23 protein-coding genes are annotated in these 24,218 nt (G+C 57.1%); 21 read left to right on the forward strand and 2 right to left on the reverse strand.

All coding sequences use genetic code 11. The features are described 5' to 3' along the window. The 13 genes from EL26_RS07370 to EL26_RS07425 all read left to right on the forward strand — a co-directional run bounded on the left by EL26_RS07370 (position 1) and on the right by EL26_RS07425 (position 10,687). A complete protein-coding gene (locus EL26_RS07370; RefSeq protein ID WP_038086212.1) occupies positions 1–648 on the forward strand; it encodes a hypothetical protein in 648 nt (215 codons plus the stop codon). A 144-nt stretch (positions 649–792) separates the two neighbouring features. Continuing rightward, complete coding sequence (gene yqfC, locus EL26_RS07375; RefSeq protein WP_238546075.1) at positions 793–1,101, forward strand: sporulation protein YqfC; 309 nt, start codon at positions 793–795, stop codon at positions 1,099–1,101. A gap of 3 nt (positions 1,102–1,104) precedes the next feature. Continuing rightward, the gene (gene yqfD / locus EL26_RS07380; protein ID WP_038086214.1) at positions 1,105–2,313 is read left to right on the forward strand and encodes a sporulation protein YqfD; all 1,209 of its coding nucleotides are present in this window, start codon (positions 1,105–1,107) and stop codon (positions 2,311–2,313) included. A 47-nt stretch (positions 2,314–2,360) separates the two neighbouring features. After that, the gene (locus EL26_RS07385; protein WP_038086216.1) at positions 2,361–3,323 is read left to right on the forward strand and encodes a PhoH family protein; all 963 of its coding nucleotides are present in this window, start codon (positions 2,361–2,363) and stop codon (positions 3,321–3,323) included. A 50-nt stretch (positions 3,324–3,373) separates the two neighbouring features. Continuing rightward, complete coding sequence (locus EL26_RS07390) at positions 3,374–5,473, forward strand: HD family phosphohydrolase (protein WP_038086217.1); 2,100 nt, start codon at positions 3,374–3,376, stop codon at positions 5,471–5,473. Between the two features lie 41 nt (positions 5,474–5,514). Further along, positions 5,515–6,012 (forward strand): rRNA maturation RNase YbeY, encoded by a 498-nt coding sequence (gene ybeY / locus EL26_RS07395; protein WP_038086219.1) that lies wholly within the window; start codon positions 5,515–5,517, stop codon positions 6,010–6,012. 7 nt (positions 6,013–6,019) lie between these two features. Beyond that, a complete protein-coding gene (locus tag EL26_RS07400; RefSeq protein ID WP_052036108.1) occupies positions 6,020–6,508 on the forward strand; it encodes a diacylglycerol kinase in 489 nt (162 codons plus the stop codon). 12 nt (positions 6,509–6,520) lie between these two features. Beyond that, positions 6,521–6,940 carry a cytidine deaminase gene (locus EL26_RS07405; RefSeq protein ID WP_038086221.1) on the forward strand — a complete coding sequence of 140 codons (420 nt, stop codon included), beginning with the start codon at positions 6,521–6,523 and terminating at the stop codon, positions 6,938–6,940. Continuing rightward, entirely contained in the window at positions 6,912–7,850 is a 939-nt protein-coding gene (gene era, locus EL26_RS07410; protein ID WP_038086223.1) for a GTPase Era, read from the forward strand. The genes EL26_RS07405 and era overlap by 29 nt, the downstream gene beginning before the upstream one ends. Positions 7,851–7,973: 123 nt before the next feature. Beyond that, positions 7,974–8,129 (forward strand): YqzL family protein, encoded by a 156-nt coding sequence (locus EL26_RS26660; RefSeq protein ID WP_152559202.1) that lies wholly within the window; start codon positions 7,974–7,976, stop codon positions 8,127–8,129. 21 nt (positions 8,130–8,150) lie between these two features. Continuing rightward, positions 8,151–8,906, forward strand: coding sequence for a DNA repair protein RecO (recO, locus tag EL26_RS07415; RefSeq protein WP_038086225.1), 756 nt, complete (start codon positions 8,151–8,153; stop codon positions 8,904–8,906). Positions 8,907–8,930: 24 nt separating this feature from the next. Beyond that, positions 8,931–9,428, forward strand: a complete 498-nt coding sequence (locus EL26_RS07420; RefSeq protein ID WP_052036109.1) for a DUF4342 domain-containing protein — start codon at positions 8,931–8,933, stop codon at positions 9,426–9,428. Positions 9,429–9,517: 89 nt separating this feature from the next. After that, on the forward strand, positions 9,518–10,687 hold the full coding sequence (locus tag EL26_RS07425; protein ID WP_038086227.1) for a hypothetical protein: 1,170 nt from the start codon (positions 9,518–9,520) through the stop codon (positions 10,685–10,687). 77 nt (positions 10,688–10,764) lie between these two features. Here the strand turns inward: EL26_RS07425 and lgt are convergent, their stop codons facing one another. Then, the gene (gene lgt, locus EL26_RS07430; protein WP_038086229.1) at positions 10,765–11,574 is read right to left on the reverse strand and encodes a prolipoprotein diacylglyceryl transferase; all 810 of its coding nucleotides are present in this window, start codon (positions 11,572–11,574) and stop codon (positions 10,765–10,767) included. A 76-nt stretch (positions 11,575–11,650) separates the two neighbouring features. Continuing rightward, positions 11,651–12,070, reverse strand: coding sequence for an EamA family transporter (locus EL26_RS07435; protein WP_038086230.1), 420 nt, complete (start codon positions 12,068–12,070; stop codon positions 11,651–11,653). A gap of 178 nt (positions 12,071–12,248) precedes the next feature. On the opposite strand from EL26_RS07435, the gene ccpN reads away from it, so the two are divergent. From ccpN to EL26_RS07475, 8 genes are all read left to right on the forward strand, one after another. Continuing rightward, on the forward strand, positions 12,249–12,899 hold the full coding sequence (gene ccpN / locus EL26_RS07440) for a transcriptional regulator CcpN (protein WP_274518874.1): 651 nt from the start codon (positions 12,249–12,251) through the stop codon (positions 12,897–12,899). A 15-nt stretch (positions 12,900–12,914) separates the two neighbouring features. Next, on the forward strand, positions 12,915–13,733 hold the full coding sequence (locus EL26_RS07445; RefSeq protein WP_038086232.1) for a pyruvate, water dikinase regulatory protein: 819 nt from the start codon (positions 12,915–12,917) through the stop codon (positions 13,731–13,733). A 1-nt stretch (position 13,734) separates the two neighbouring features. Next, on the forward strand, positions 13,735–16,377 hold the full coding sequence (gene ppdK, locus EL26_RS07450; protein WP_038086234.1) for a pyruvate, phosphate dikinase: 2,643 nt from the start codon (positions 13,735–13,737) through the stop codon (positions 16,375–16,377). Between the two features lie 407 nt (positions 16,378–16,784). Beyond that, positions 16,785–18,665: a DNA primase gene (gene dnaG, locus EL26_RS07455; RefSeq protein ID WP_038086236.1), complete on the forward strand. Its 1,881-nt coding sequence runs from the start codon at positions 16,785–16,787 to the stop codon at positions 18,663–18,665. A 34-nt stretch (positions 18,666–18,699) separates the two neighbouring features. Then, on the forward strand, positions 18,700–19,845 hold the full coding sequence (rpoD, locus tag EL26_RS07460) for an RNA polymerase sigma factor RpoD (RefSeq protein WP_038086238.1): 1,146 nt from the start codon (positions 18,700–18,702) through the stop codon (positions 19,843–19,845). 110 nt (positions 19,846–19,955) lie between these two features. Beyond that, positions 19,956–20,819 (forward strand): hypothetical protein, encoded by an 864-nt coding sequence (locus EL26_RS07465; protein ID WP_038086240.1) that lies wholly within the window; start codon positions 19,956–19,958, stop codon positions 20,817–20,819. 154 nt (positions 20,820–20,973) lie between these two features. After that, positions 20,974–22,113 (forward strand): acyl-CoA dehydrogenase, encoded by a 1,140-nt coding sequence (locus EL26_RS07470; RefSeq protein WP_038086242.1) that lies wholly within the window; start codon positions 20,974–20,976, stop codon positions 22,111–22,113. Between the two features lie 229 nt (positions 22,114–22,342). Continuing rightward, positions 22,343–23,983 (forward strand): AMP-binding protein, encoded by a 1,641-nt coding sequence (locus tag EL26_RS07475; protein ID WP_081857047.1) that lies wholly within the window; start codon positions 22,343–22,345, stop codon positions 23,981–23,983. Positions 23,984–24,218: the final 235 nt, after the last annotated feature.

Here is a 24,218-nt window from a genome sequence, read left to right on the forward strand (position 1 = left end):
ATGTCCGCACTTTGGACGATCATAGTCATCATCGGCTTCATCGTCAACGTCATCCGCGCGATCGGCAAGTCGAAGAGCAACCGTCAGGGCGGACAGCGGGCCGGACATCCGCCGAGCACGGGAAGGCAGTTGCCTTCGCGGACTTCGCAAATTCCGCAAACTCCGAATCCAACGCCACCGCCCGTTGCGACGCAGACAGAAACTTCATCCTCCTCGGAAACCGGCCCGTATCAGGAGCAGTCCGCGTATGAGTGGATCTTCGGCAAACAGTCCCCGTCGTCCGGCGGCTGGTCATCCGGCACGAACGAGCGCGCCGACAGAAGCGCCGGAGTGCGCCAAGACGCCCGCTCGGGCACCCGCACCCCAGATCCGGAAGCGCATGACGACGAAGACTGGATCGAGCCGGTGCAACCGTCCGTCCATATGGATTTGGAGGTACTCCAAGAGTCCCGCCGCGACGTCGTGCACGAAACGGTGCACGAGTCCCTGCACGTGCGCCGTTCGCGCCTTGATGAAGCGCCTGCGCCGGAGCGCGCCAAGCATCCTCTGCGCATGAACCGGCAGTCGCTCTTGCAAGCGATGCTCCTCAAGGAAGCCCTCGACCCTCCGCGGTCGCTCCGTCCGTGGAAGCCGGGCAACCGCCGGTAACCGCTTTTCGCTTCACAGGACCCCATAGGAGAAAAACGACCCCTCGCGCGGGCACCAGGCTTGCGCGCAGGGGTCTTTTTTTCGTCCAAAAGCCATACATGTGAGAAGAACCGCATAGATTTTTAGCAGAAGGAGGGTGAGTCTGTGCGCGCTTCTTGGCGTCAACGCATGAAGAAATTGGCGGCCGATCTGCTCGATGTGCCCAAAGATTCGGTGTTGAATGTACCGCGAATCACCCTCATCGGCGGCCTGCAGCTGTACGTGGAAAATTATCGCGGCATCGTCGAGTTTCAGGATGACCTCCTGCGCCTCGCGTTGACGGAAGGTCAACTGCTGGTCAACGGCAAGGAACTTGTGATCAAGCATATTTTTCCCACCGAAGTGGTCATCGAAGGCAGTATCAGCGGCATTAAATATCTACACGAGCCGACTATTCGTAACAGGAGGATCTGAGGCATGCTCGGAAGATGGCTGTTGGATTTTTGGCGAGGCTATGTGGTGGTAAGCGTGCGCGGAGACCGTGTGCCCGAGATGTTAAACCGGGCCACGCAATCCGGCATCGAGTTGTGGGAAATCCGTCAGACCAAGGGAAATACGTACCGTCTGCGCATGCACCGCGACGACGTCAAGCGATTGCGCTCGATCTTGCGCGAAACTGGCTCGCGCATCCACTTTGAACGCAAACTCGGCATCCCCTTTCTGGCGTGGCGCGCGTGGAGGAGGAAGTTCTTCCTCGCGGGCGCCCTGACGTTTCTGGTGGCGTTTTACGTGATCACTTCGATGATCTGGAACATCGAAGTGACGGGCGACCTCAAGCGCGTCTCGCCGGAGACGGTGGAGGAAGTCGCCAAGGAAGTGGGGATTTACAAGGGTGCGTGGAAGGGCAAACTGCCGGATACCGATATCTTGCAGGCGCAGCTCTTGGACAAACTGCCGCAGCTCGCTTGGGTTGGAGTGCAGGTGCAAGGCACGAAAGTCACGATCCAAGCGGTCGACAAAATCCCCGGCACCACCCCGCAGCCGACCAACCCGCAAAACGTCGTCTCTTCGAAAAAAGCGACGATCCGCGAGATCTTTGTGCACAAGGGCAAAGCGGCCGTCGTGCGCGGTCAAGTGGTACAAGTCGGGCAAGTCCTGATCAACGGCTCGCTTGGCAACAAGTCGGTGCACGCGTCGGGCATCGTCAAAGCGGAAACGTGGTACAGAAGCGATTTGTCGATTCCGCTCTCCGCCGAGAGCAAGTCGTACACCGGCAATTCCGTCGAAAAACACTTCCTCACGTTCTGGGGTCACCCCGTGCAAATCTGGGGCTACGGCCAGATTCCGTTTCAAGAGATGGAGACCGTCAACGACGACAAAGCGCTCACGATCGGTTCGTTCACGTTCCCGATTCAGTACCGCCACGCCACCTACAAAGAGACGCAAACGCAAAAAGCCGAACTCACCGAAGCGGAAGCGCTCGACCTCGCCAAAGAGTTTGCGAAAAGCGATGTTCTGACCAAAGTGGGGAAAAATGGCATCGTGGAGAGTCAAAATGTTTTGCGGAAAGAATTGAAAGATGGTAAGTTAGAGATATCCATCCTGAACAAGGCAATAGAGGAGATCGGTCAACCGCAGGAATTTTCGCCGCAACCTCCGGCCGATCCACAAGCGAAGAAACAATAAGGGCATCCTATATAAATCGAATTCAGCAGAAGGAGTGGAATCCTCTATTGAACAATCAATGGGTCACGAAGAAGATCGTCTTGAAGGATAACAACGAAGCCACGCTGTTGTTCGGTCCGCATGACACCCATATGAAGCAGATCGAGGGAGAGTTCACCGCGAAGATTCACGCGCGCGGGGTGGAGTTGACCTTGACGGGTGCGGCGGAAGAGCTGGTGACGCTGGAGTCGCTTTTTGACACGCTCTTGAAGTTGATTCGCAAGGGGCAGGGAGTCAAGGAGCGCGACATCGCCTATGCGATCAAACTGGCCAAGCAAGGCGCGGCGGAGGAATTGCTCGAACTGTATTCGGAAGAGATCGCCACCACCGTCAAGGGCAAGTCGATTCGCATCAAGACGCTGGGCCAACGGGACTACATACGCGCAATCAAGAAAAAAGACATCGTCTTCGGCGTCGGTCCTGCGGGGACGGGGAAGACCTACCTCGCCGTCGTCATGGCGGTGCAGGCGCTCAAGAAAAACGAAGTCAAGCGCATCGTCTTGACCCGCCCGGCGGTCGAAGCCGGAGAGAACCTCGGGTTCTTGCCGGGGGATCTGCAAGAGAAGGTCGACCCGTATCTGCGCCCGCTCTACGACGGGCTGTACGATGTGCTCGGCCAAGAGAACACCACGAAATACATGGAGCGCGGCCTGATCGAAGTGGCGCCGCTCGCGTACATGCGCGGCCGGACCCTCGAAGACTGCTTCGTCATCCTCGACGAAGCGCAGAACACCACGCCCGAACAGATGAAGATGTTCCTCACCCGCTTGGGCTTCGGCTCCAAGATGGTCGTCACCGGGGACGTGACGCAGATCGACTTGCCGCGCGGCAAACAGTCCGGTCTCAACTCCGCCATCCGCGTGCTGAAGAACGTCGAGGATCTCTCCTTCATCTTCCTCAGTGAGCAAGACGTCGTCCGTCACCATCTCGTCCAGAAAATCATCCAGGCGTACGATCACGCCGACGAGTAATACCAGCCCGCGTATGGGGAGAGGCTGACCGTAAGGAGACGAGGATTTCTATGAGGAGCAATCTGCTGAAACATATTCGCCAGATCACATTGAGCCCGGAGTTGCGGAAAAGCCGCGCGCTTCGGGTCTCAATCTACATCGTCCTAGCCGCCTTGCTCTACCTTCTCTTCCTCGGCAACGTGCTGCCCGAGCGGTTCAACTACGAAGTCGGATCGATCGCGGGGAAGACGATCAAGGCGCCGACCGACGCGATCGACACACAGGCGACGAAGAAGTTGCGAGACGAGGCCCGCAAGGAAGTCGGGCCGCAGTTTAACCGCGACATCGAAGTGGAGGATAAAGCGTACCAGAGCATCAACACGTTCCTGGACACCGTGCAGAAAGTCGCAACCGATCCGAATATCAAGGAAGCGGACAAGCTCGCGGCGTTCAAGAACCTCCACCCGCCGATCACCGTGTCCGATGAGACGCTTGCGAAGCTTTTGCAGCAAAGCCCGGACACGCTGGCTTCGTTTAAGAAAGAAGCGACCCGCGTCACGCAGAAGATCTACTCCGACAACATCACCGACGACAACTTGCCGAGCATGGGCTCGAAGCTCGACGCGCAGCTCGCGTACGCCGACCTCGACCGCGAAGGCCGGCTGATCGTCAAGGAATTCGTCCAGCCGGTGATCCACCCGAACATGATCTACGACCAAGAGGCCACTTCCAAGAAGCGGGAAGAGGCGGCGCAGAGCAAACTGCCGGTGCAGATCAACAAGGGCGAGATCATCGTCAAACAGGGCGAGCGCATCGACGAAGACACGCTCTACAAGCTTGAAGACCTGAAACTGCTCTCCAAGCGCCCGAACTACCGGATGTACTTCGGGTTTGCCGGGCTCATCGCGCTCTGGATGCTGGTGCTGGGCTCCTACATCGAGATGACCCGCCACAAGCTGTCGCGCAACAACTTGCTGTTGCTGTGCGTGTCGATCATCATCTTGGTGACGGGCCTTGGCATCAAGGTCATCACGTTGTTCACGCCGCTCGGGTTTCCCAATCTCGGGTATTTGACCCCGATTGCGATGGGCACGATGTTAGTGACGATTCTGTTTGACATGCAGTTGGGAATCATGCTCTCGTTTTTGTTTGCGCTGTTGACCGGAGTGGCGTTCGACCTCGCGTTTCAATATGTGTTCGCGTCGTTCATCTCCGGTCTCGTCGGGACGTTTGCCGTCTCCCGGGTCAAGCACCGCTTGGTGATCATGCGCGCCGGCTTCTTGATTGCCGGGTGCAACTTGATCACGATCTCCGCGATGCAGGCGTTGACGTCGTCGACCGGCAACGAACTGAGCCCGTATCTGCAATCGCTGCTCTACGGGATCATCAACGGCGTGTTCTCCGCGATCATCACGATCGGGCTTTTGCCGTTCTTGGAGAGCACGTTCGGCATCTTGACGCCGATCTCGCTCTTGGAACTCTCCAACCCGAACCACCCGCTGTTGAAAAAACTGCTCATGGAAGCGCCCGGCACGTATCACCACTCGCTGATCGTCGGCAACTTGGCGGAAGCGGCGGCGGAGATGGTCGGAGCCGATCCGCTGATCTGCCGGGTCGGCGCGTATTTCCACGACGTCGGCAAGATGAAGCGGCCGTTGTTCTTCATCGAGAACCAACTTTCAAAGGACAACCCGCATGACAAAATTGCGCCGACGCTCTCGCACTTGATCATCACGTCGCACGTGCGCGACGGTTTGGAGATGCAGGAGGAAGCGCGGTTGCCAAAGCCGATTCGCGACATCTGCGAACAGCATCACGGCACGACGATTCTCTGGTACTTCTACAACAAAGCGCTCGAACAGGACAAAAGCGGCTCGATCCAGCCGGACGACTTCCGTTATCCGGGTCCGAAACCGCAGTCCAAGGAGGCGGCGATCGTCATGCTCTGCGACGCGGTCGAAGCGGCGGTGCGCGCGATGAACCGCCCGACGCCCAACCGTATCGAGTCGGTGATTCACAAGATCGTGAAGGACCGCCTCAACGACGGGCAGTTGGACGAGTGCGACTTGACGCTCAAAGACCTCGACAAAGTCAGCGACGCGTTCTTGCGCACGCTCAACGGCATCTACCATGCCCGCATCGAGTACCCGGAACTCCCGAAATCGAACTGACCGAGAACAGAACTTGACCAGACCCGAAGGAGACGACACCCATGTCCGAAGAGAAAATCCTCGTCGACGTCATCGACGAGATTGGAGAAGAGTACCCGTTCAACGCCGAAGAGTTGATCACCAAAGCGATCCGTGCCGCAGCCGCGCACGAAGGCATCGAGGCGGGCGAAGTCGTCGTGTCGCTCGTCGATGACGAGTCGATTCACGAATTGAACCGCACCTACCGCGGCAAGGACGCGCCGACCGACGTACTTTCGTTTGCGATGCTTGAAGGCGAGGACGACGAGATGGAGATCATCTTCGACGAAGAAGATGAGACCGAGGAAGACAACACGCTCGGCGACATCATCATTTCGATGGAGACCTGCAAGCGCCAAGCGGCCGACTACGGTCACTCCTTCGAGCGCGAACTGGCCTTCTTGACGGTGCACGGTTTCCTGCACTTGATCGGCTATGACCACATGACGCCCGAAGACGAGAAGGAGATGTTTGGCCGCCAAGACACCATCTTGGAATCTGCGGGCTTCACCCGGGGGTGAGCCCGTCGTGTCCGGCTTTGGCAAGCTGCTGAAGAGCTTTTCGTACGCGATCGAGGGCATGATGCACACGCTGAACACGCAGCGCAACATGCGCATCCACTTCGTGGTGGCGTTTTTCGCGATGTTGCTGGCACTGTTCCTCGATCTGTCGAAGCTCGAACTGATCTACTTGTTCTTCTCGATTGTTCTCGTGGTGTCCGCCGAGCTGTTCAACACAGCGATTGAAGCGGTCGTTGACCTGGTCACCCGCGACTATCATCCGCTCGCGAAGATCGCCAAAGACGTGGCGGCGGCCGCCGTCTTGCTCACGGCGGTCCATGCGGTGATAGTCGGTTTTTTTGTCTTTACAGACAAGTTCTTTCCTTTGCAGCCGCGTCACTGGCAAACGACCGGCTGGATGACGTATTACGTTTCGTTTATTCCGCTGGGACTCTTGGTGCTGCTTTTGATCTCTTGGCGGGCCTACGTGCGTTTTAAGCGCAACAACCAAACATGAGGTGAGTGGACGATGGATCAACAACAACTGATTCAACAGGCGCGCGCGGCGCGTGACAAAGCGTATGTGCCGTATTCGAAATTCCCGGTCGGAGCCGCTTTGCTGCTCGAAGACGGCCGCGTGATCACCGGTTGCAACATCGAGAACGCTTCGTACGGTCTCTCGAACTGCGCCGAGCGAACCGCGATTTTTAAAGCGGTCTCGGAAGGGAAGCCTATGATCAAGAAAATCGCCGTCATCGCCGACACGGAAGGTCCGTGCTCGCCGTGCGGCATGTGCCGCCAAGTGATGGCGGAGTTTTGCGACCCGAACACCCCGGTCGTGCTGACCAACCTGAACAACGATGTCAAAGAAACCACTGTGGGCGAATTGCTGCCCTTCGCTTTTCTAAAGGAGGATCTCGATGAGTCAGTCAACAAAGCAAACGGATAACACCCAAACCCCGGAAGTCACCCATTCCGGGTTCGTCGCCATCATCGGCCGGCCGAACGTAGGCAAGTCGACGCTGATGAACTACATGATCGGTCAGAAAGTGGCGATCATGTCCGACAAGCCGCAAACCACCCGCAACCGCATCTCCGGCGTGCTCACCAACGAGCGCGGGCAGATCATCTTCATGGACACGCCCGGCATCCACAAACCGAAGCACAAACTCGGCGAGCAGATGGTCAAGACCGCCATCGACACTCTCGACGGCGTGGAAGCGGTGCTGTTCCTCGTCGACGCCACGATGCCCAAGGGCGCAGGCGATGAGTACATCATCGAAATCCTCAAGAGAGTCAAGAACACGCCGGTCTACCTCTTGATCAACAAAGTCGACATCGTGGAAAAAGAGACCCTGCTCGGCATCATCGCGTCGTACAAAGACGAGTATGATTTTGCCGAAATCATTCCGATTTCCGCGAAGACGGGCGACAACGTCAAGCCGTTGATCGACAACTTGATGGCTCAGTTGCCGGAGGGTCCATACTACTATCCGCCCGATATGGTCACCGACCATCCGGAGCGCTTCATCATCGCGGAGTTGATCCGCGAGAAGTGCCTGCACCACACCCGCGAAGAAGTGCCGCACTCGATCGCCGTCGAAATCGAGCGCATGCAGTTCAAGGAAGAGAAGGACATGCTCGTCGTGCACGCCGCGATCTACACGGAGCGCGACACGCAGAAAGCGATCATCATCGGCAAGCAAGGCTCGCTGCTCAAGAAGATCGGGCAGCTCGCCCGCCACGACATCGAGCGGCTGATGGGGTCGAAGGTCTACCTCGAACTGTGGGTGAAAGTCAAGGAGGATTGGCGCAACCGCGAGCACATGTTGCGCAACTTTGGCTTTACCGAAGAGTAAGCCACGGGACACTTGTTCGGCGCACAACTGCCATCAATTCCATAGTATAGGGTAGAGACGGATTGCGAACTCTAGGGTTACAATGTTTGGCACCCTCACTTTGGAACGAAAGGGATGAGCTACATGCGTGATTTCTCGTGGCGATATTTCGAAAGTACAGGTGAGATTGATGCCTACTTACTCTATAAAGAGCATCAGAGCATTTGCGGCGGGTGCACCCAAGGAAACGAGACCGACAGTGCGTTGCCGCAACCGGAAGGGGAAGCGGTCGCCGACTGAGTTCTTGGGAAGTGCCTTTTCATGAAAAAAGTCGATGCCCTCGTGCTGAAGACGATTGACTATGGAGAGAGCCACAAAATCCTGACGCTCTTGACCGAAACGTATGGGAAGATCGCCGTGATGGCGCGAGGTGCCAAAAAGCCCTCCAGCCAGCTAGGATCGATCTCCCAGCCCTTTACATACGGCACCTACCTGCTCATGATCTCCGAGCGGGGGATGGGAACCGTAGCACAGGCGGATTTGATCGATTCCTTTCGCAAGATTCGAGAGGACTTGTTCAAGACGGCGTATGCGTCGTACCTGATGGAATTGATCGAGCGGTTTACAGAAGAGCGCGAACCGTCGGCGGGGATTTTTCTGCTCGCGCTGACGTTGCTTTCCTACCTCGCCGACGGCAAAGACCCGGAGATTCTGGCAAGGCTTGCTGAAGTCAAGATGCTGGATTTGGCGGGCATCCGCCCGGAGTTGTTCCACTGCGCCAACTGCGGGCGCGAAGTGGAATCGTCGATTCGGTTTAGCGTCACCAACGGCGGGCCGCTTTGCGGCGACTGCCATGCGGCAGACCAGCGGGCCGTCTGGATCAAGCCTGCCACGCTGCGCCTGTTGCAGATCTTTCAACACATGGACGTGCGGCGGCTCGGCGAAATCAACGTCGGCCCCGATGTCCGGCGGCAGATGAACAAAGTGCTGCGGCACTACTACGACGAGCACAGCGGTGTGCAGCTGCGCACCCGGACGTTTTTGGATCAACTTCACAAATACGAACTCGATTTCTAGTCCTTGTGAGGAGAGGTGATTCCAATGACCGAACCGACGCTTGAGAAGATCGACATCTTGCGCCAGCGCTGCAACTTGAGCTACGCGGGCGCACAGGAAGTGTTGGCACGCAATGGCGGCAACGTCGTCAAAGCGCTGATCGAGATGGAGAACACCCAAGGAAAACCGGATGTCGTCGAGATGATCGAGGAGCGCGTGACCGTCATGGGCCACGAACTCTGGGACAAAATCCAAGAGATCGTGCGCGCCGGGCAATGCACCAAGATTCGCGTCTTGAAGAACGGGCGCACCGTGTTCACGATTCCGACAGCGGTGGGTGCCGTGGGCGCGATGCTGTTTCCGTATATCACGTTGATCGCCACAGTGGCGGCGATGGCCGGCAAGTACGTGCTCGTCTGGGACAAGCGACCGTTGCAAAGCAGCACCGGTCCGGAAGTGAACACCGGACATCGACCCGGCGTGATGAACGTGCACCACGAAGAAATTGTGGAAACGCCCGCTCCGGCCCCTGTGAACTCGTAATTTTTTTCTCAAAAAGCCTCTTTCGTTGCTGCAACGAAGGAGGCTTTTTCACGTAGAAATGGAAAAAGGTAGAATGGAGGTGACATCCCATGAGCAAAAAGAGTTGGAGTCTCGTCATCGTTACGGTTTTGGCGTTTGGCTTGGCGATCAGCGTTTCCGCGTGGCGCGAACCGAAGCAATCGTCGCCTGAGCCCGCGGTTGTGCCCGTACAGCAGGTGTATACCCCGGAGACGAGCACGGCGACAGTCAACGGCATCACCGTGTCGTTTGCAGCACCGCAATACGACGGCGTGCGCTTGACGTTGCCGTATACGATTCAAGCGAATCGCGATCTGAGCGAATCGGTGTCGCTCGACGGCGCGGAAGTGAAGATCAACGGCAAATCGATCAACGGAGGGGTGATGTCTCGCCGCGAACCGGTCGCGGGGCGCACCGCATCCGGTGTTTTGCAAGTGATTTCCACCGACGAAGTGGCAGACAAATTTCGCGTGGATGTCACGCTCGCGAAGGTGAGCGAAGTCGAAGGGCCGTGGGTTTTCCAACTCAACGGCGGGAAAACCGCAGCACCCCGCGCCGACTTGCATCCAAACGACCAGAAAAAACAAGGTGACCTGCGCTTCACCGTCTCCGACGCGCGCATCGGACGAGAAGCGGGGGTCGTGAAATACCAAACCGTCACTCCGGTCGGCAGCAACAGTGTACGGATCGACGGGGTGGAGCTGCAAGACGAGCAGGGCCGTCAGTTGCAGACCCTCCTCGCGAGCAGTTGGAGCGGGGAAGCAGGGGTGTTGCAGACCACGGCGGTGTTCAACCTCTACGCAGAGCCTCCGAAACAATTGGTGCTGCTTCCCTACACCGTCGCAGCAGGAGAGGAGATGTCGCCGAAGAACGAGATCTTGCGGACCACTCCGTGGGACGGCAAAACTCTGCCTGCCAAACTCGATGTCGGGCCGGGCCAAGAAGCGACGCTCACAGGCGCAGAATCCCTTTCCGACCGCACGCGCCTTACATTTCAAGTCCGCTCGGACGACCCGTTCATGACGCTTGGCATGCTTCGCGCGTTCGACAAGCAAGACCGCGAGCTCCTCGAACTCGACCCGTTCGCACAGCCCGCCTCCGTCAAAAACGGACTGTACACGTTCACCCGCGAGTATTCGCGTCTGCCGCTTGACCAAGGTCTCACGTTTAAAATTTCCACCCGCGACCGCCCGCAGCGCAAGTACTTGTCGGAGCTGACCGTTCGGATTCCGCTTGACTAAGGTGTCCAACATCTGGTACGAAAAAAGGAGCCACCCGCTTGGGCAGCTCCTTTTGATGTTGCGAGGATGGAATTTGGTTACGCAGGCGTGGGTTCTTCTTGCTTATCGCCGCGCGGCTGGCTGTTTTTTGCCGGGCGCAGGCGCAGGTACACCATGCAGCCAAGCGCCAGCACGATCACGATCAGCGACGTCCATTGCGCGGCGGTCAGGCCGGCGAAACGGTCGGTGTCGCCGCGCAGGAATTCGAGCATCAACCGCCCGAACGAGTAGAGGATGTTGTAAAAAAGAAACAGGTAGCCGGTCGGCACTTTGCGCATCTTAATGAGGAAGAGCAACGCCAGCACGATCAAGTCCCACTGGCCTTCCCAGACTTCGGCGGGCCAAAGCGGTTGGTCGCCGTATGTATCGTACGCAAACGTGCCCGGCGGGTAGACGAGGCCGAAGTTGCTGCCGGTCGGAGAGCCGAACGCGTCGCCGTTCAGGAGGCAGGCGATGCGGCCGACCGCTTGTCCGAGGATGATGCCCGGTGCCGCGATATCGGCAAACTCCCAGAACAGGATCTTATTGAAGTAGGTGTACAGCCCGCCGCCGATGAAGCCGCCGACCAAGCCGCCTTGGATCGACATGCCGCCGTTCCAGATTGCGAACATCTCGCTCAAGTGCGTCGAGTAGTAATGCCACTCGAAGAAAAACACCTGCCAAAACCGCGCTCCGATGATCGCACCGACAATCGCCCAGATCACCAGCCCCAGCACGTGCTCTTCGTACTTGCGCTCTTGCTTGGCCATATACATCGTCAGACCGCAGGCCAACAAGATTGCAATCGCGACGATCGTGCCGTACGATCTCACTTCGAAGCTGCCGATATGAAACAGGATTACATGCAACGTTCATTCCTCCCAAGGCTCATAGGTAGTTGCCTCCATTGTAACCAACCTTTGCCCAGAAGAAAAGGGACGGGGATTACGCCCGCGCAATCAAAATCGAGCCTGCGACGATCAGAATGCAGCCGGCGACGATGCCGAGGTTGACTTTCTCTTTGAGGAACAGGGCGGCGAGAATCAGCGTGAACACCACGCTCAACCGGTCGATCGGCGCCACTTTGGAAGCGGGGGCAAGGCGCAGCGCCCCGAAGTAGAACATCCAGGAAGCCGCTCCCGCCAGACCGGAGAAGAAGATGAAGGAAAGCGGCTTCCACCCGACGGTCCCGATTTTGCCAAGCGATCCGGTGAACGCGACGAACACCACGCTCGCCACCGCCATCACGACGGCGCGGATCGCCGTCGCCAAATTGCTGTCGACGCCGCTCATGCCGATCTTGCCGAGAATCGCCACCAACGAGGCAAACACAGCGGACAGCAAAGCCATGATCAACCAACTCATACAACCATTCCTTCCTGTGCCAAGTTTGTTTTTTTGGTATGCCCAAGGGGGGAGCGGAGCATGAAATTTTTTGTGAAATTGGTCGGAAGAAGCATGGCAGGAATGGGCAGAGTGCGATATAGTATATACTATATAGCTCATTCGAACTTATCAGTATGTCACATTTTAGTGTGCAAAGGTGGTGTGCACCATCGAACTGTCGAAACGTCAACAGCAGATTTTAGACATCGTCCGTGCGGAAGGGCCGATCACCGGGGAGCAGATCGCCGATCAGTTGGGTCTCACGCGCGCGACGCTGCGCCCGGACCTCGCGATCCTCACGATGGCGGGCTTTCTCGAAGCGCGTCCGCGCGTCGGGTATTTCTATGCCGGCAAGAAAACCGGCCAGATCTTCGGCGATCAACTGCGCAAGATGCTGGTTCGCGAATACAAAGCCGTGCCGATCAACATCGCCGAGAACACGTCGGTGTATGACGCGATCGTCACGATGTTTATGGAAGATGTGGGGAGTCTCTTCGTCGTGCGCGAAGGCGGGCAACTCGTCGGCGTCGTTTCGCGCAAAGACTTGCTCAAGGTCGCCATCGGCAACCAAGACACCCGCGAAGTGCCGGTGTCGCTGGCGATGACGCGGATGCCGAACATCGTGACCGTCACGGGGGACGACACCGTGTACGATGCGGCGAAGAAATTGATTGAATACCAGATCGACTCCTGTCCGGTGGTGCGGCCGCTCGATGAAACGGGGCGCAACCTCGAAGTCATCGGCCGCTTTACCAAGACGACCATCGCCAAAGTGTTTGTCGAGCTTGGCGAAAACCGAGAAGTGTGATGAGGAGGCGAACCCATGACGCCACAGTTGCCGATTGTTTACGTAGTATCTGATTCCGTCGGTGAAACCGCCGAGTTTGTCGTTCGCGCCGCTGCCAGCCAGTTTCACGGCGGCCGCGTGGAGATCCGCCGCATCGCGTATGTGGACGATTTTGAACCGATTCGCGAAGTCGTGCAGGCGGCGAAGGAATCCAACGCCCTGATCGGCTTTACGCTCGTGTTGCCGGAGATGAGGGAGGCGCTGCTGCGCGAAGCCGATCATCACGGCGTCATCGCCGTCGACATCCTCGGCCCGATGATCCAGGCGTTCTCGAAGATCAACAACCAGAGCCCGAAAAACTTGCCGGGCCTCGTGCACCAACTTGACGACGAATATTTCCGCCGCGTGGAAGCGATCGAGTTCGCCGTCAAGTACGACGACGGCAAAGACCCGCGCGGACTGTTGCGCGCCGATGTCGTGCTGATCGGCGTCTCCCGCACGTCCAAGACGCCGCTCTCGATGTTCCTCGCTCATAAGCGCTTCAAAGCGGCGAACGTGCCGCTGGTGCCGGAAGTGGCGCCGCCGGAGGAACTGTTTGAAGTCAACCCGCGCAAAGTGATCGGGTTGACGATCTCGCCGGATGAATTGAACTTGATCCGCACCGAGCGTCTGAAAGCGCTCGGCCTGCGCTCACAAGCCAACTATGCCGCACATGAACGCATTCTCTTGGAACTCGAATACGCCGAGAAGATCATGAAGAGAATCGGATGTCCAGTGATCAACGTTTCGAACAAAGCTGTGGAAGAGACCGCCAGCATCATCATGGACATCATCAAACGAGGAGGCCGCGGGTAACATGAGCCAATATGTCTACCTTTTTCACGAGGGCAACGCAGGGATGAAGGAACTGTTGGGGGGCAAGGGGGCGAACCTCGCCGAGATGACGCGCGCCGGACTGCCGGTGCCGGAGGGTTTTACGATTTCCACGGAAGCGTGCAAGGGCTATTACGAAAACGGCGGCAAGCTGACGGACGGCATGCAGACGGAAATCGCCGACGCGCTTTCCCTGTTGGAGCAAAGCACCGGCAAACGCTTCGGCGACGCCGCCAACCCGCTGCTCGTCTCGGTGCGCTCCGGTTCGGTTTTTTCGATGCCGGGGATGATGGACACCGTGCTCAATCTGGGGTTGAACGACCAGACTGTCGAAGGGCTCGCCGCACTCACGGGCAACGCCCGCTTTGCGTATGATTGCTACCGTCGCTTCCTGCAAATGTTCGGCGACGTGGTGCTCGGGATCGACCATTACTTTTTTGAACAGATCTTGGAGGATGTCAAACACGCGCGCGGCGTCGAGCACGACCCGGAACTGAACGCCGACGACTGGAAAACCGTCATCGAATCCTACAAAAACCTCGTGATCAAGGAGACGCGCTCTCCGTTTCCGCAAGACCCGCAAGAGCAATTGAGCCTCGCCATCCAAGCGGTGTTCAAATCGTGGAACAACCAACGCGCGATCGTCTACCGCCGGATCAATCGAATTCCCGACCACCTCGGCACCGCCGTCAACGTGCAGTCGATGGTGTTCGGCAACTTGGGCGACGATTCCGGCACCGGCGTGGCGTTTACCCGCAACCCGTCGACCGGACAGCGCGAATTGTACGGCGAATTTCTGATCAACGCCCAAGGCGAGGATGTCGTCGCCGGCATCCGCACGCCGCAGCCGATTTCGGCGCTCGAAGCGGTGCTGCCGAACGTCTACCGCGAATTCAGCGACATCTGCCAGCGTCTGGAAGCGCATTACAAAGACATGCAAGACATCGAATTCACCGTCGAGCGCGGCAAGCTGTACATCTTGCAAACGCGAAACGGCAAACGCACGGCGCACGCGGCGGTTAAAGTCGCTGTCGACCTCTGCAACGAAGGCATACTTACTAAGGAAGAATCTCTGCAGCGCGTCGACCCGGAAGCGCTCGACCAGCTTCTGCACCGCCGCATCGACGACAACGCGAAACTCAACGTCATCGCGACCGGTCTGCCCGCTTCGCCGGGCGCCGCTTCCGGCGTGATCGTCTTCGACGCCGACCTCGCCGACAAATGGGCGGGCGACGGACAGAACGTCATCCTCGTGCGCCCGGAAACCACGCCGGACGACATTCACGGCATCGTCGCGGCAGAGGGCATTCTCACGTCGCGCGGCGGAATGACGTCGCATGCGGCCGTTGTCGCGCGCGGCATGGGCAAACCGTGCATCTGCGGCTGCGAAGAACTGCGCATCGACCTCGAAGCCAAAAAAGTAACGGTCCGCGACGTCCAATTGCAAGAAGGCGATCTGCTCTCGATCGACGGGGGCACCGGGCGCGTGATCTTGGGCGACGTGCCGCTGATCGACCCGGAACTGTCTCCTGAATTCAAATTGTTGCTGCAATGGGCGGATGATGTGCGGAAAATTTCCGTCCGCGCCAACGCCGACAACCCGGAGGACGCCGCAAAAGCCCGCGAGTTCGGTGCGGAGGGCGTGGGGCTGTGCCGCACGGAGCACATGTTCATGGCGTCCGACCGCGTGCCGATCGTGCAGGAGATGATTCTCGCCGAGACGTTTGAAGAGCGGATGGACGCGCTGGAGAAGCTGTTGCCGATGCAGCAGAGCGACTTTGAAGGGATCTTGCGCAGCATGGAGGGCTTGCCGGTGACGATCCGCCTGCTCGACCCGCCGCTGCATGAGTTTTTGCCGAATCTGGAAGACCTCGTGGTGGAGTTGACGAAACTGCGCCTCACCGAAGGCGTCGAGCGCCGCGTGCTGCGGGAAAAAGAAAACCTGATCCGCAAAGTCCGTGCCCTCCACGAGTTCAACCCGATGCTCGGCCATCGCGGATGCCGTCTGGGGATCACCTTCCCGGAGATTTACGCGATGCAGGTGCGGGCGATCTTCCTCGCGGCGGCGAAGCTGCAAGGAGAAGGCGTTGCGGCGATTCCGGAAGTGATGATTCCGCTGGTCGGCCACGTCAACGAGCTCAAAGAGATGCGCCGGTTGGTGCTCCAGACCGCCGAGCGCGTCATGGAAGAGACGGGTCACCGTTTTGACTTTCTCGTCGGCACGATGATCGAAGTGCCGCGCGCGGCGTTGACGGCCGATGAAATTGCGGAAGAAGCGGACTTTTTCTCGTTTGGCACCAACGATTTGACGCAGACGACGTTCGGTTACTCGCGCGACGACGCGGAGGGCAAGTTCCTGCATCACTACTTGCAGAGCAAACTGTTGCCGGAGAACCCGTTCCAAGTGCTCGACGAAAACGGCGTCGGCCAATTGGTGCAGGTGGCGGCGGAGAAGGGCCGCACCGTGAAGCCTGGTTTGAAACTGGGCATCTGCGGCGAACACGGCGGCGAGAAGCATTCCATCGACTTCTGCTACCGGACGGGGCTGGACTATGTATCCTGCTCGCCGTTTCGCGTGCCGATCGCCCGCTTGGCGGCGGCGCTCGCTACCATCCGCCATTCTTAATGCAAGTATTCGAAGATCAAAAAAACCCCTGCGGCGCAAGCAGGGGTTTTCATAATTTGTGAACGTTTCAGGGAAAGAAGGATTTTTTGAGAGAAGCAGCGTACATATTAGGGAAGATCAGATTTCGTCTTGACAAACCGTTGCAAATGCGGTAGCAGCGGGGAATATTTCCTAAGACCCGCGTCCATACTAGGGCTGTATTTGTGACAGGGCAGACAAGAATTTTGTCGAATTGTGTCCGAACGGATAAATGTCAGAAGGAATTCCAAAGAAACCGTAGAATACGTTACGGTGCTGTTCTGAGAGAGTCACCCTATGTCAAAATTGTGTCGAGGGTGCAGAAGGATATTGTAGAACGTTGGCGAATATCTAATCGTACTCGGGAAGACCGACAGACATGAAGGGTGATGACCAAGTTGAGAAGGCGGATTCCGGAAGAAATTGTGGAACGAGTACGCCAACATTTCGACATTGTGGACGTCATCGGGGAATACGTTGGACTGAGGAAGGCCGGACGCAACTCGTACACCGGACTTTGTCCGTTTCACAACGAGAAATCTCCGTCGTTTCATGTATCTCAAGACAAGCAACTCTATCACTGTTTCGGCTGTTCGGCCAGCGGGAACCTCTTCACTTTTTTGATCGAGAAGGAAGGGATCACGTTCCAGGAAGCTGTCGAGCGGTTGGCTCAGCGGGCGAACATCGCGCTCCCCGCCGAAGAGATGGAAGATGTGGAGTCTCCAGAGTACAAACGGCGCAAGGAAATGCTCCGCGCCCACGAACTTGCAGCGAAGTATTACAACTACATCCTGATGGACACCGAGCACGGCAAACTTGGGCTTCGTTATCTGGAAGAGCGCGGGATCTCCCGCACGACGATCGAAGCGTTTCAACTTGGGTATGCGCCAGATGCTTGGGACGTGTTGCGCAAATTTCTGCTCAAGCGCGGATTTGCGGAAGAGTTGCTTTTCGAAGCAGGGTTATTGTCAGAAGCGCAGAATGGTAAGGGGAGATACTTTGATAAGTTTCGTCACCGAGTCATGTTCCCCATCCACGACGCCCAAGGCAAAGTGATTGCGTTTGGCGGACGGGTGCTGAGCAAAGACAAGGACGGCGGTCCCAAATATCTGAACTCGCCGGAGACGCCGTTGTTCTCCAAGGGCCGGCATCTCTACAACTTGCACCGCGCGCGCTCCAGCATGCGCTCCGAGGGTCGAGTGCTCGTCCTCGAAGGCTACATGGACGTCATCGCGTCGGCACAAGCCGGAGTTCAGAACGTGGTGGCAGTTTTGGGAACGGCGCTGACCCACGATCACGTCAGACTTCTCCAGCGCAACGTGCAGGAGATCGTGATGATGTTCGACGGCGATGCGGCCGGACAGAAAGCAGCTCTGCGCTCGGCGGAGGTCGTCAAGGACGCCGACGTCAAGACGCGGGTCGCCACGCTGCCGGAAGGGTTGGACCCGGACGAATTTATCAAGAAGTACGGCAAGGACGCTTTCGTCCGAGCGATTCAAGACAATGCCTCTTCGATGACCACATTCCGCGTGCTCGCGATGCGCAAAGATTTCAACCTCTCCACAGAAGTCGGACGCGAAGACTACCTGAAAGCCGTGATCGCCACGGTCTTGACGGAAGTGACGTCGCCGATGGAGATGGAAAAGCAACTCCGAGAACTCTCCGAAGAGTTCGGCGTCTCGGTTGAAACACTCGATCAAGAGGTTAAGCTGGCGAAGAAAAGCGCGCCTCTCGGGGATAAACCAGACAGGAAGTGGAATACTAATAGAAATAATGCGGATGGAGTGAGCGTTGCCAGGTTTGGCAAGACGAACGCGCCGTTGCCCGCACATATCGTAGCTGAACGCATACTCCTTACTCATATGTTAATCGATGAAGGGGTAGCAAGACAAGTTCAAGACGAGCTGGCTGACGAATTTTCTGTAGATGAACACTTGGCGCTCGCCGCTCATCTCTATGCGTACTACGCCGAGCATGAGCAGGCCGACCCGCAGAGGTTTCTCTCAGGGCTTGAAGACCGCGAGTTGATCAAGCTGGCCACCCAGCTCTTGCTCAAAGTTGACGAGTTGGACAGACGTCCTGAATTTGTTAACGAATATATCCAACGGATCCGGGCTTTCCACCTGGAACGCGAGTTGAAACGTTTCGAACAGCAGGCCATCGATTGTGGCAATCGGATGGACTGGGAAGGAATGAGGGCAGCCAGTGACGAAGTGAAACGTATACAGGCCCTCATCTCAGCCCTGAAACAAGCAACAACTCAATCATGAAGGTGAATACTCCTTAGGGGAAGGAGGGGTCGGGATGGTGAAAAACGTGAAAGACGGAGAAGCACAAGCTCTCACGCTTGAGGAAGTCAAGCAATCCCTTGTGGACATTGGCAAAAAACGCGGCGTGATCACATACAGCGAGATCATGGACAAACTTTCGCCGTTCGATCAAGACTCCGATCAGATCGACGAATTTTTTGATCATATGTCTGAGCAAGGCATTGAGGTCATTAACGAGTCGGACGAAGATCCTGGCTTTGACGCGGATGAGGATGACGACGAGGACGGCCCGAAGGGCGGCCTTGAAGAGGAAGAGTTTGACCTCAACGACCTGAGCGTTCCGCCGGGGATCAAGATCAACGACCCTGTACGGATGTATCTGAAAGAAATCGGCCGTGTGCCGTTGCTTTCTGCGGAAGAAGAGATCAAACTGGCGCAGCGGATCGAAGAAGGGGACGAAGAAGCGAAACGTCGTCTGGCGGAAGCGAACTTGCGTCTCGTCGTCTCGATTGCCAAGCGCTATGTCGGCCGCGGCATGCTGTTCCTCGACTTGATTCAAGAGGGCAACATGGGGTTGATCAAAGCGGTTGAGAAGTTTGACTACAACAAAGGCTACAAGTTCTCGACGTACGCAACGTGGTGGATTCGCCAAGCGATCACCCGTGCGATCGCCGACCAAGCCCGCACCATTCGGATTCCGGTGCACATGGTCGAGACGATCAACAAGCTGATCCGCATCTCACGTCAGCTCCTGCAAGAACTCGGCCGCGAACCGTCAGCCGAAGAGATTGCAGCCGAGATGGACATGAGCCCGGACAAAGTGCGCGAGATCTTGAAGATCGCGCAAGAGCCGGTCTCTCTGGAAACGCCGATCGGCGAAGAGGATGACTCTCACCTCGGCGACTTCATCGAAGACCAAGACGCTCTCGCTCCGGCGGATGCAGCAGCGTACGAACTGCTCAAAGAACAGTTGGAGGACGTCCTCGACACGCTCACCGAGCGCGAAGAGAACGTGTTGCGCCTGCGTTTCGGTCTGGATGACGGCCGTACCCGCACGCTTGAGGAAGTCGGCAAGGTATTCGGGGTTACCCGCGAACGGATTCGTCAGATCGAAGCCAAAGCGCTTCGCAAACTGCGCCATCCGAGCCGCAGTAAACGTCTGAAGGACTTCCTTGAATAAGGAACTTTACCGGCACTCACTTTTCAGTGGGTGCCTTTTGTTTTACAATCAGGGTGTAACGGTTTGTTTTGTTTTTGTTTGGATGGGCAACAGTAGGAGGAGGACCCCCTGTGAATCAAGAACAGAAACGCGTAATCCTGCAAGAGATCAAACACTGGCGCACCAGTAAATTGCTTCCGGCAGAATATTGCGACTTTTTAATGAACCTCTACGGTGAGGGAGAGTCGTTTTCCAGTGAACAGACAGAGTCCGAGCAGGGCTTCGTCAGCGGTCGTTTGAGTCATTCGCTGAACCGTGTGCTGGTGGGTCTGGCTGTGTTGTTGGTGTGCTTGGTTGTTGTCTTTAATTTTACATGGTTTCCAGCGCCAATGCAAATTGCCATCCTGACAATCGTATCAATTCTCCCCTATTTTTTGGCACGCAGACAAGGGCGAAAAAACCCGTTGGCTCGGCTTGGCTGGCTGGGAGCGGGCGCGTTTTTGGTGGCGGTAGATGGATATTATTCCCTCTGGGCGAACGGGGCGGCTGAAGACCGGGGTGCTCTGCTCGGTGTGATGATGGTCGTTTTTTTCCTCTGGGTGTTGATCGGGGGGATCGGGCGTACCCGTTTGATCGGTGGGGCGGGGCTCGCCGGGTTGCTGCTGATCTACTTTAATTTCTTGGAGGAATTCGGACATCCGGGCACGGCGTCGTACAGCCTCTTGCATTTGTATTGGATCATCCCGTTTGCGCTGCTCGTGCTGCTGAGCGTGGCGTTGGGACGAAACCGCGTGTATGTGGCTCCGATGTTTTTGCTGTTCGGGGTGGTGGCGATCTTCGGCCCCGATGCGCGGATGATGTTGTACGGGATGCAGACGGATCTGTTTGTGCAGGGGATTGTGTTTTTGAAATTGGCAGTGTTGATCACGCTCTTGATCGTGTTTCGTGTTGATTTACGCAAGTGGGTATCGAAACTCGATGTTGCCACGATGTGAGTTCTCTGTATATAATGAAAGTACGAATAATGAATGTGTACTCATTCAGTCCCGTTCCCAAGTGTATACGCTTTCAAGGGCGGGGCTTTCTTTTGAGCTTGACCTACCAACTGGTCGGTCAGGGATTCGCATCTACGCACGAGGAGGAACCCAGATGAATTTCGATTTGACTCAAGACCAACTGATGATCCGCAACATGGTTCGCGACTTCGCAGAAGCAGAAATCCTGCCGGAAGCGGAGCACGTCGACAAAACCGGCGAGTTCCCGCTGAAAACTTTCATGAAAATGGGCGAGCTCGGCATGCTTGGTCTGCCGATTCCGGAAGAGTACGGCGGTGCAGGCGGCGACACGATTTCCTACGCGCTGGCGGTTGAGGAAGTCGGCAAAGCGTCCGGTTCGCACGGTCTTTCCTATGCGGCGGCCGTATCGCTCGGTTGTTCTCCGTTCTACTACTTCGGCAACGCCGAGCAGAAGGACAAATGGCTGACGCAGTTGGCGTCCGGCAAAATCCTCGGCGCGTTCGGCCTCACCGAGCCGAATGCAGGTTCCGACGCAGGCGGCACGCAAACCACGGCGGTGCTCGACGGCGACGAGTGGGTGATCAACGGTTCGAAGTGCTTCATCACCAACGTGACCTACGCGGGCGTTTGCATCGTGACGGCGGTGACCGACAAGTCCAAAGGAACCAAGGGCATCTCGTCGTTCATCATCCCGACCGACACCCCGGGATTCCGCACGTCCACTCCGTATGACAAACTCGGTCTGAAGGGCTCCAACACCGCCGAGATCATCATGGAAGACGTGCGCGTCCCGCGTGAAAACTTGATCGGCGAAGAGAACATGGGCTTCAAGCAGTTCATGGTCACGCTCGACGGCGGCCGCATCTCCATCGGCGCTCTGTCGGTCGGCATCGCGCAAGCTGCGTATGAAGCATCGCTGAAGTACGCGCAAGAGCGCATGCAGTTCGGCCAATCGATCTCCAAGTTCCAAGCGATCCAATTCAAACTGGCGGACATGGCGATGAACATCGAACTGGCGCGCACCGCCGTCCTGAAAGCCGCTTGGCTGAAAGACCAAGGCCGTCCGTTCACCAAGGAAGGCGCGATCGCGAAACTGTTCGCATCGGAAATTTGCATGCGCGCGTGCGACCAAGCGATCCAGATCCACGGCGGCTACGGCTACATGAAGGAATACCCGGTGGAGCGCTTCTTCCGCGACGCGAAGCTGATGGAAATCGGCGAAGGCACCTCCGAAATCCAACGCATCGTCATCGCTCGACAAATTGGTTGCTAAGTTTCGCTATTCTGTGTATAATCTATAGTGGCGAATAACCACTATCCATTTGTTCGGATGTGACGATTAGCAAGCAACACCACACACACACGAGACCCTCGGCGCCCGCCGAGGGTCGCTTTTTTTTTCCTTTTTTCTTCCAACGAGGGCGACAGGAATTCTCAGAATCCAACGCGAATAGATAATAGAGAATTTTCTGTACTTGTACGAGGAAAAGGAGAGAGCGCACATGGCGGAAATCATGAACACCACCGTTGGCAACTTGCTCGATGAGATCACATCCCGATACCCTGACAACGAGGCCCTCGTCTATCACGACCGAGGTTTGCGATACACTTACCGGGAATTCCACGAAGTCGTTTCGCAAGCCGCAAAGGGCTTTCTGAAGCTGGGCCTGCAACGGGGAGAGAACGTCGCGATCTGGGCGACGAACTACCCGGAGTGGGTGATCACGCAGTTTGCGACCGGCAAGATCGGATCTGTGCTGGTCACCGTCAACACGTCGTACCGCGTGCATGAACTGGAGTACCTCTTGCGTCAATCCGACTCGACGACCCTGATCTTAATGGAAGAATTCAAGGGAACCTCGTACATCGAGATGCTCTATGACTTGATTCCGGAATTGCGCGACTGTGCACCGGGCCAACTGGAAAGCGCTCGTTTGCCCTATTTGAAAAACGTCATCTTCCTCGGTGACACAAAATACCCCGGCATGTACAACTGGTCGGACATCATGGAAGCGGGTCTCGACGTTTCGGACGCGGAGTTGATCGAACGCCAAGCGACGACGGAGCCGGACGACGTGATCAACATGCAGTACACGTCGGGCACGACCGGGTTCCCCAAGGGCGTCATGCTCACCCATAACAACTTGATCAACAACTCGCACAACGTCGTGTCGTGCACGAACCTTACCCCGAACGACCGCATGTGCATTCCGGTGCCGTTTTTCCATTGCTTCGGCTGTTCGATGGGGACGCTCGGCGCCGTTTCGGTCGGCGCGACGATGGTGCCGGTCGTTGCGTACAATCCGCTGGAAGTGTTGCAAACCGTCGCGGCGGAGCGTTGCACGGTGCTCTACGGCGTGCCGACGATGTTCATCGGCGAATTGAATCACCCGGACTTCGACAAGTACGACCTCACGTCGCTGCGCTCGGGCATCATGGCAGGCTCTCCGTGTCCGATTGAAGTGATGAAAGCGGTTGTCGAGAAGATGGGCATGCGTGAAGTCACGATCGCGTACGGACAGACGGAGTCCTCGCCGGTCATCACGCAAACCCGCACGACCTGCTCGATTGAGCATCGCGTCTCGACGGTCGGCTACGCGCTGCCGAACGTCGAAGTGAGGATCGTGGAGCCGGGCACGACGAACGAAGTGCCGCGCGGCGTGCAGGGGGAGCTGGTCACCCGCGGATATCACGTGATGAAAGGCTATTACAAAAACCCGTCGGCGACCGCAGCGGCGATCGATCCGGAGGGCTGGTTGCACACGGGCGACTTGGCGACGATGGACGAGGACGGGTACGTGAAGATCACGGGCCGTCTCAAGGACATGATCATTCGCGGGGGAGAGAACATCTACCCGCGCGAAGTCGAGGAATTCCTGTATGCGCACCCGGCGGTGCTCGACGTGCAAGTCGTCGGCGTGCCGGACGAGCGCATGGGCGAAGAAGCGGCGGCGTTTGTGATCTTGAAGGAAGGCGCCGCGCTGACCGTCGAGGAACTGCGCGCGTACTGCGACGGCAAGATCGCCCGTTTCAAGATTCCGCGCTACTTCGAGTTCGTCGAGCAATTCCCGATGACCGCATCGGGCAAGATTCAGAAGTTCAAGCTGCGCGAACAGGCTGTTGAGAAGCTGAACCTCGCGTAAGGGTAAAAAGACCCCCTGTCCACAGGCGAAGTGTGGCGCAGAGGGTCTTTTTTTCCTGCTGATGTTCTTGTTGATGTTGTTAGAAGAGAGCTACGAAGAAACTTCCGATGACCTCCATCACGCCTTTGGTGACTTCCAGCCAGTTGTTCCAACCTGAATCGGGTACACGTTCCAAAGTCAGCCCTCCTTTCTCCTGTTTCTACGCAGGAGAAGTCCCAGAGTTTCACGAATTAGG

The sequence above is a fragment of the Tumebacillus flagellatus genome (genome assembly GCF_000714935.1).
Taxonomy (GTDB): Bacteria; Bacillota; Bacilli; order Tumebacillales; family Tumebacillaceae; genus Tumebacillus; species Tumebacillus flagellatus.

What these genes read in the sequence shown, in the direction of transcription:
- EL26_RS07435 (WP_038086230.1), bottom strand. Translation starts at nt 12,070, where the DNA reads ATGAGTTGGTTGATCATGGCTTTGCTGTCCGCTGTGTTTGCCTCGTTG.
- EL26_RS07445 (WP_038086232.1), top strand. Translation starts at nt 12,915, where the DNA reads ATGACGCCACAGTTGCCGATTGTTTACGTAGTATCTGATTCCGTCGGT.
- EL26_RS07405 (WP_038086221.1), top strand. Translation starts at nt 6,521, where the DNA reads ATGGATCAACAACAACTGATTCAACAGGCGCGCGCGGCGCGTGACAAA.
- EL26_RS26660 (WP_152559202.1), top strand. Translation starts at nt 7,974, where the DNA reads ATGCGTGATTTCTCGTGGCGATATTTCGAAAGTACAGGTGAGATTGAT.
- dnaG (WP_038086236.1), top strand. Translation starts at nt 16,785, where the DNA reads ATGACCAAGTTGAGAAGGCGGATTCCGGAAGAAATTGTGGAACGAGTA.
- ybeY (WP_038086219.1), top strand. Translation starts at nt 5,515, where the DNA reads ATGTCCGAAGAGAAAATCCTCGTCGACGTCATCGACGAGATTGGAGAA.
- EL26_RS07390 (WP_038086217.1), top strand. Translation starts at nt 3,374, where the DNA reads ATGAGGAGCAATCTGCTGAAACATATTCGCCAGATCACATTGAGCCCG.
- yqfD (WP_038086214.1), top strand. Translation starts at nt 1,105, where the DNA reads ATGCTCGGAAGATGGCTGTTGGATTTTTGGCGAGGCTATGTGGTGGTA.
- EL26_RS07475 (WP_081857047.1), top strand. Translation starts at nt 22,343, where the DNA reads ATGGCGGAAATCATGAACACCACCGTTGGCAACTTGCTCGATGAGATC.
- EL26_RS07470 (WP_038086242.1), top strand. Translation starts at nt 20,974, where the DNA reads ATGAATTTCGATTTGACTCAAGACCAACTGATGATCCGCAACATGGTT.
- era (WP_038086223.1), top strand. Translation starts at nt 6,912, where the DNA reads ATGAGTCAGTCAACAAAGCAAACGGATAACACCCAAACCCCGGAAGTC.
- recO (WP_038086225.1), top strand. Translation starts at nt 8,151, where the DNA reads ATGAAAAAAGTCGATGCCCTCGTGCTGAAGACGATTGACTATGGAGAG.
- rpoD (WP_038086238.1), top strand. Translation starts at nt 18,700, where the DNA reads ATGGTGAAAAACGTGAAAGACGGAGAAGCACAAGCTCTCACGCTTGAG.
- EL26_RS07370 (WP_038086212.1), top strand. Translation starts at nt 1, where the DNA reads ATGTCCGCACTTTGGACGATCATAGTCATCATCGGCTTCATCGTCAAC.
- ppdK (WP_038086234.1), top strand. Translation starts at nt 13,735, where the DNA reads ATGAGCCAATATGTCTACCTTTTTCACGAGGGCAACGCAGGGATGAAG.
- EL26_RS07425 (WP_038086227.1), top strand. Translation starts at nt 9,518, where the DNA reads ATGAGCAAAAAGAGTTGGAGTCTCGTCATCGTTACGGTTTTGGCGTTT.
- EL26_RS07420 (WP_052036109.1), top strand. Translation starts at nt 8,931, where the DNA reads ATGACCGAACCGACGCTTGAGAAGATCGACATCTTGCGCCAGCGCTGC.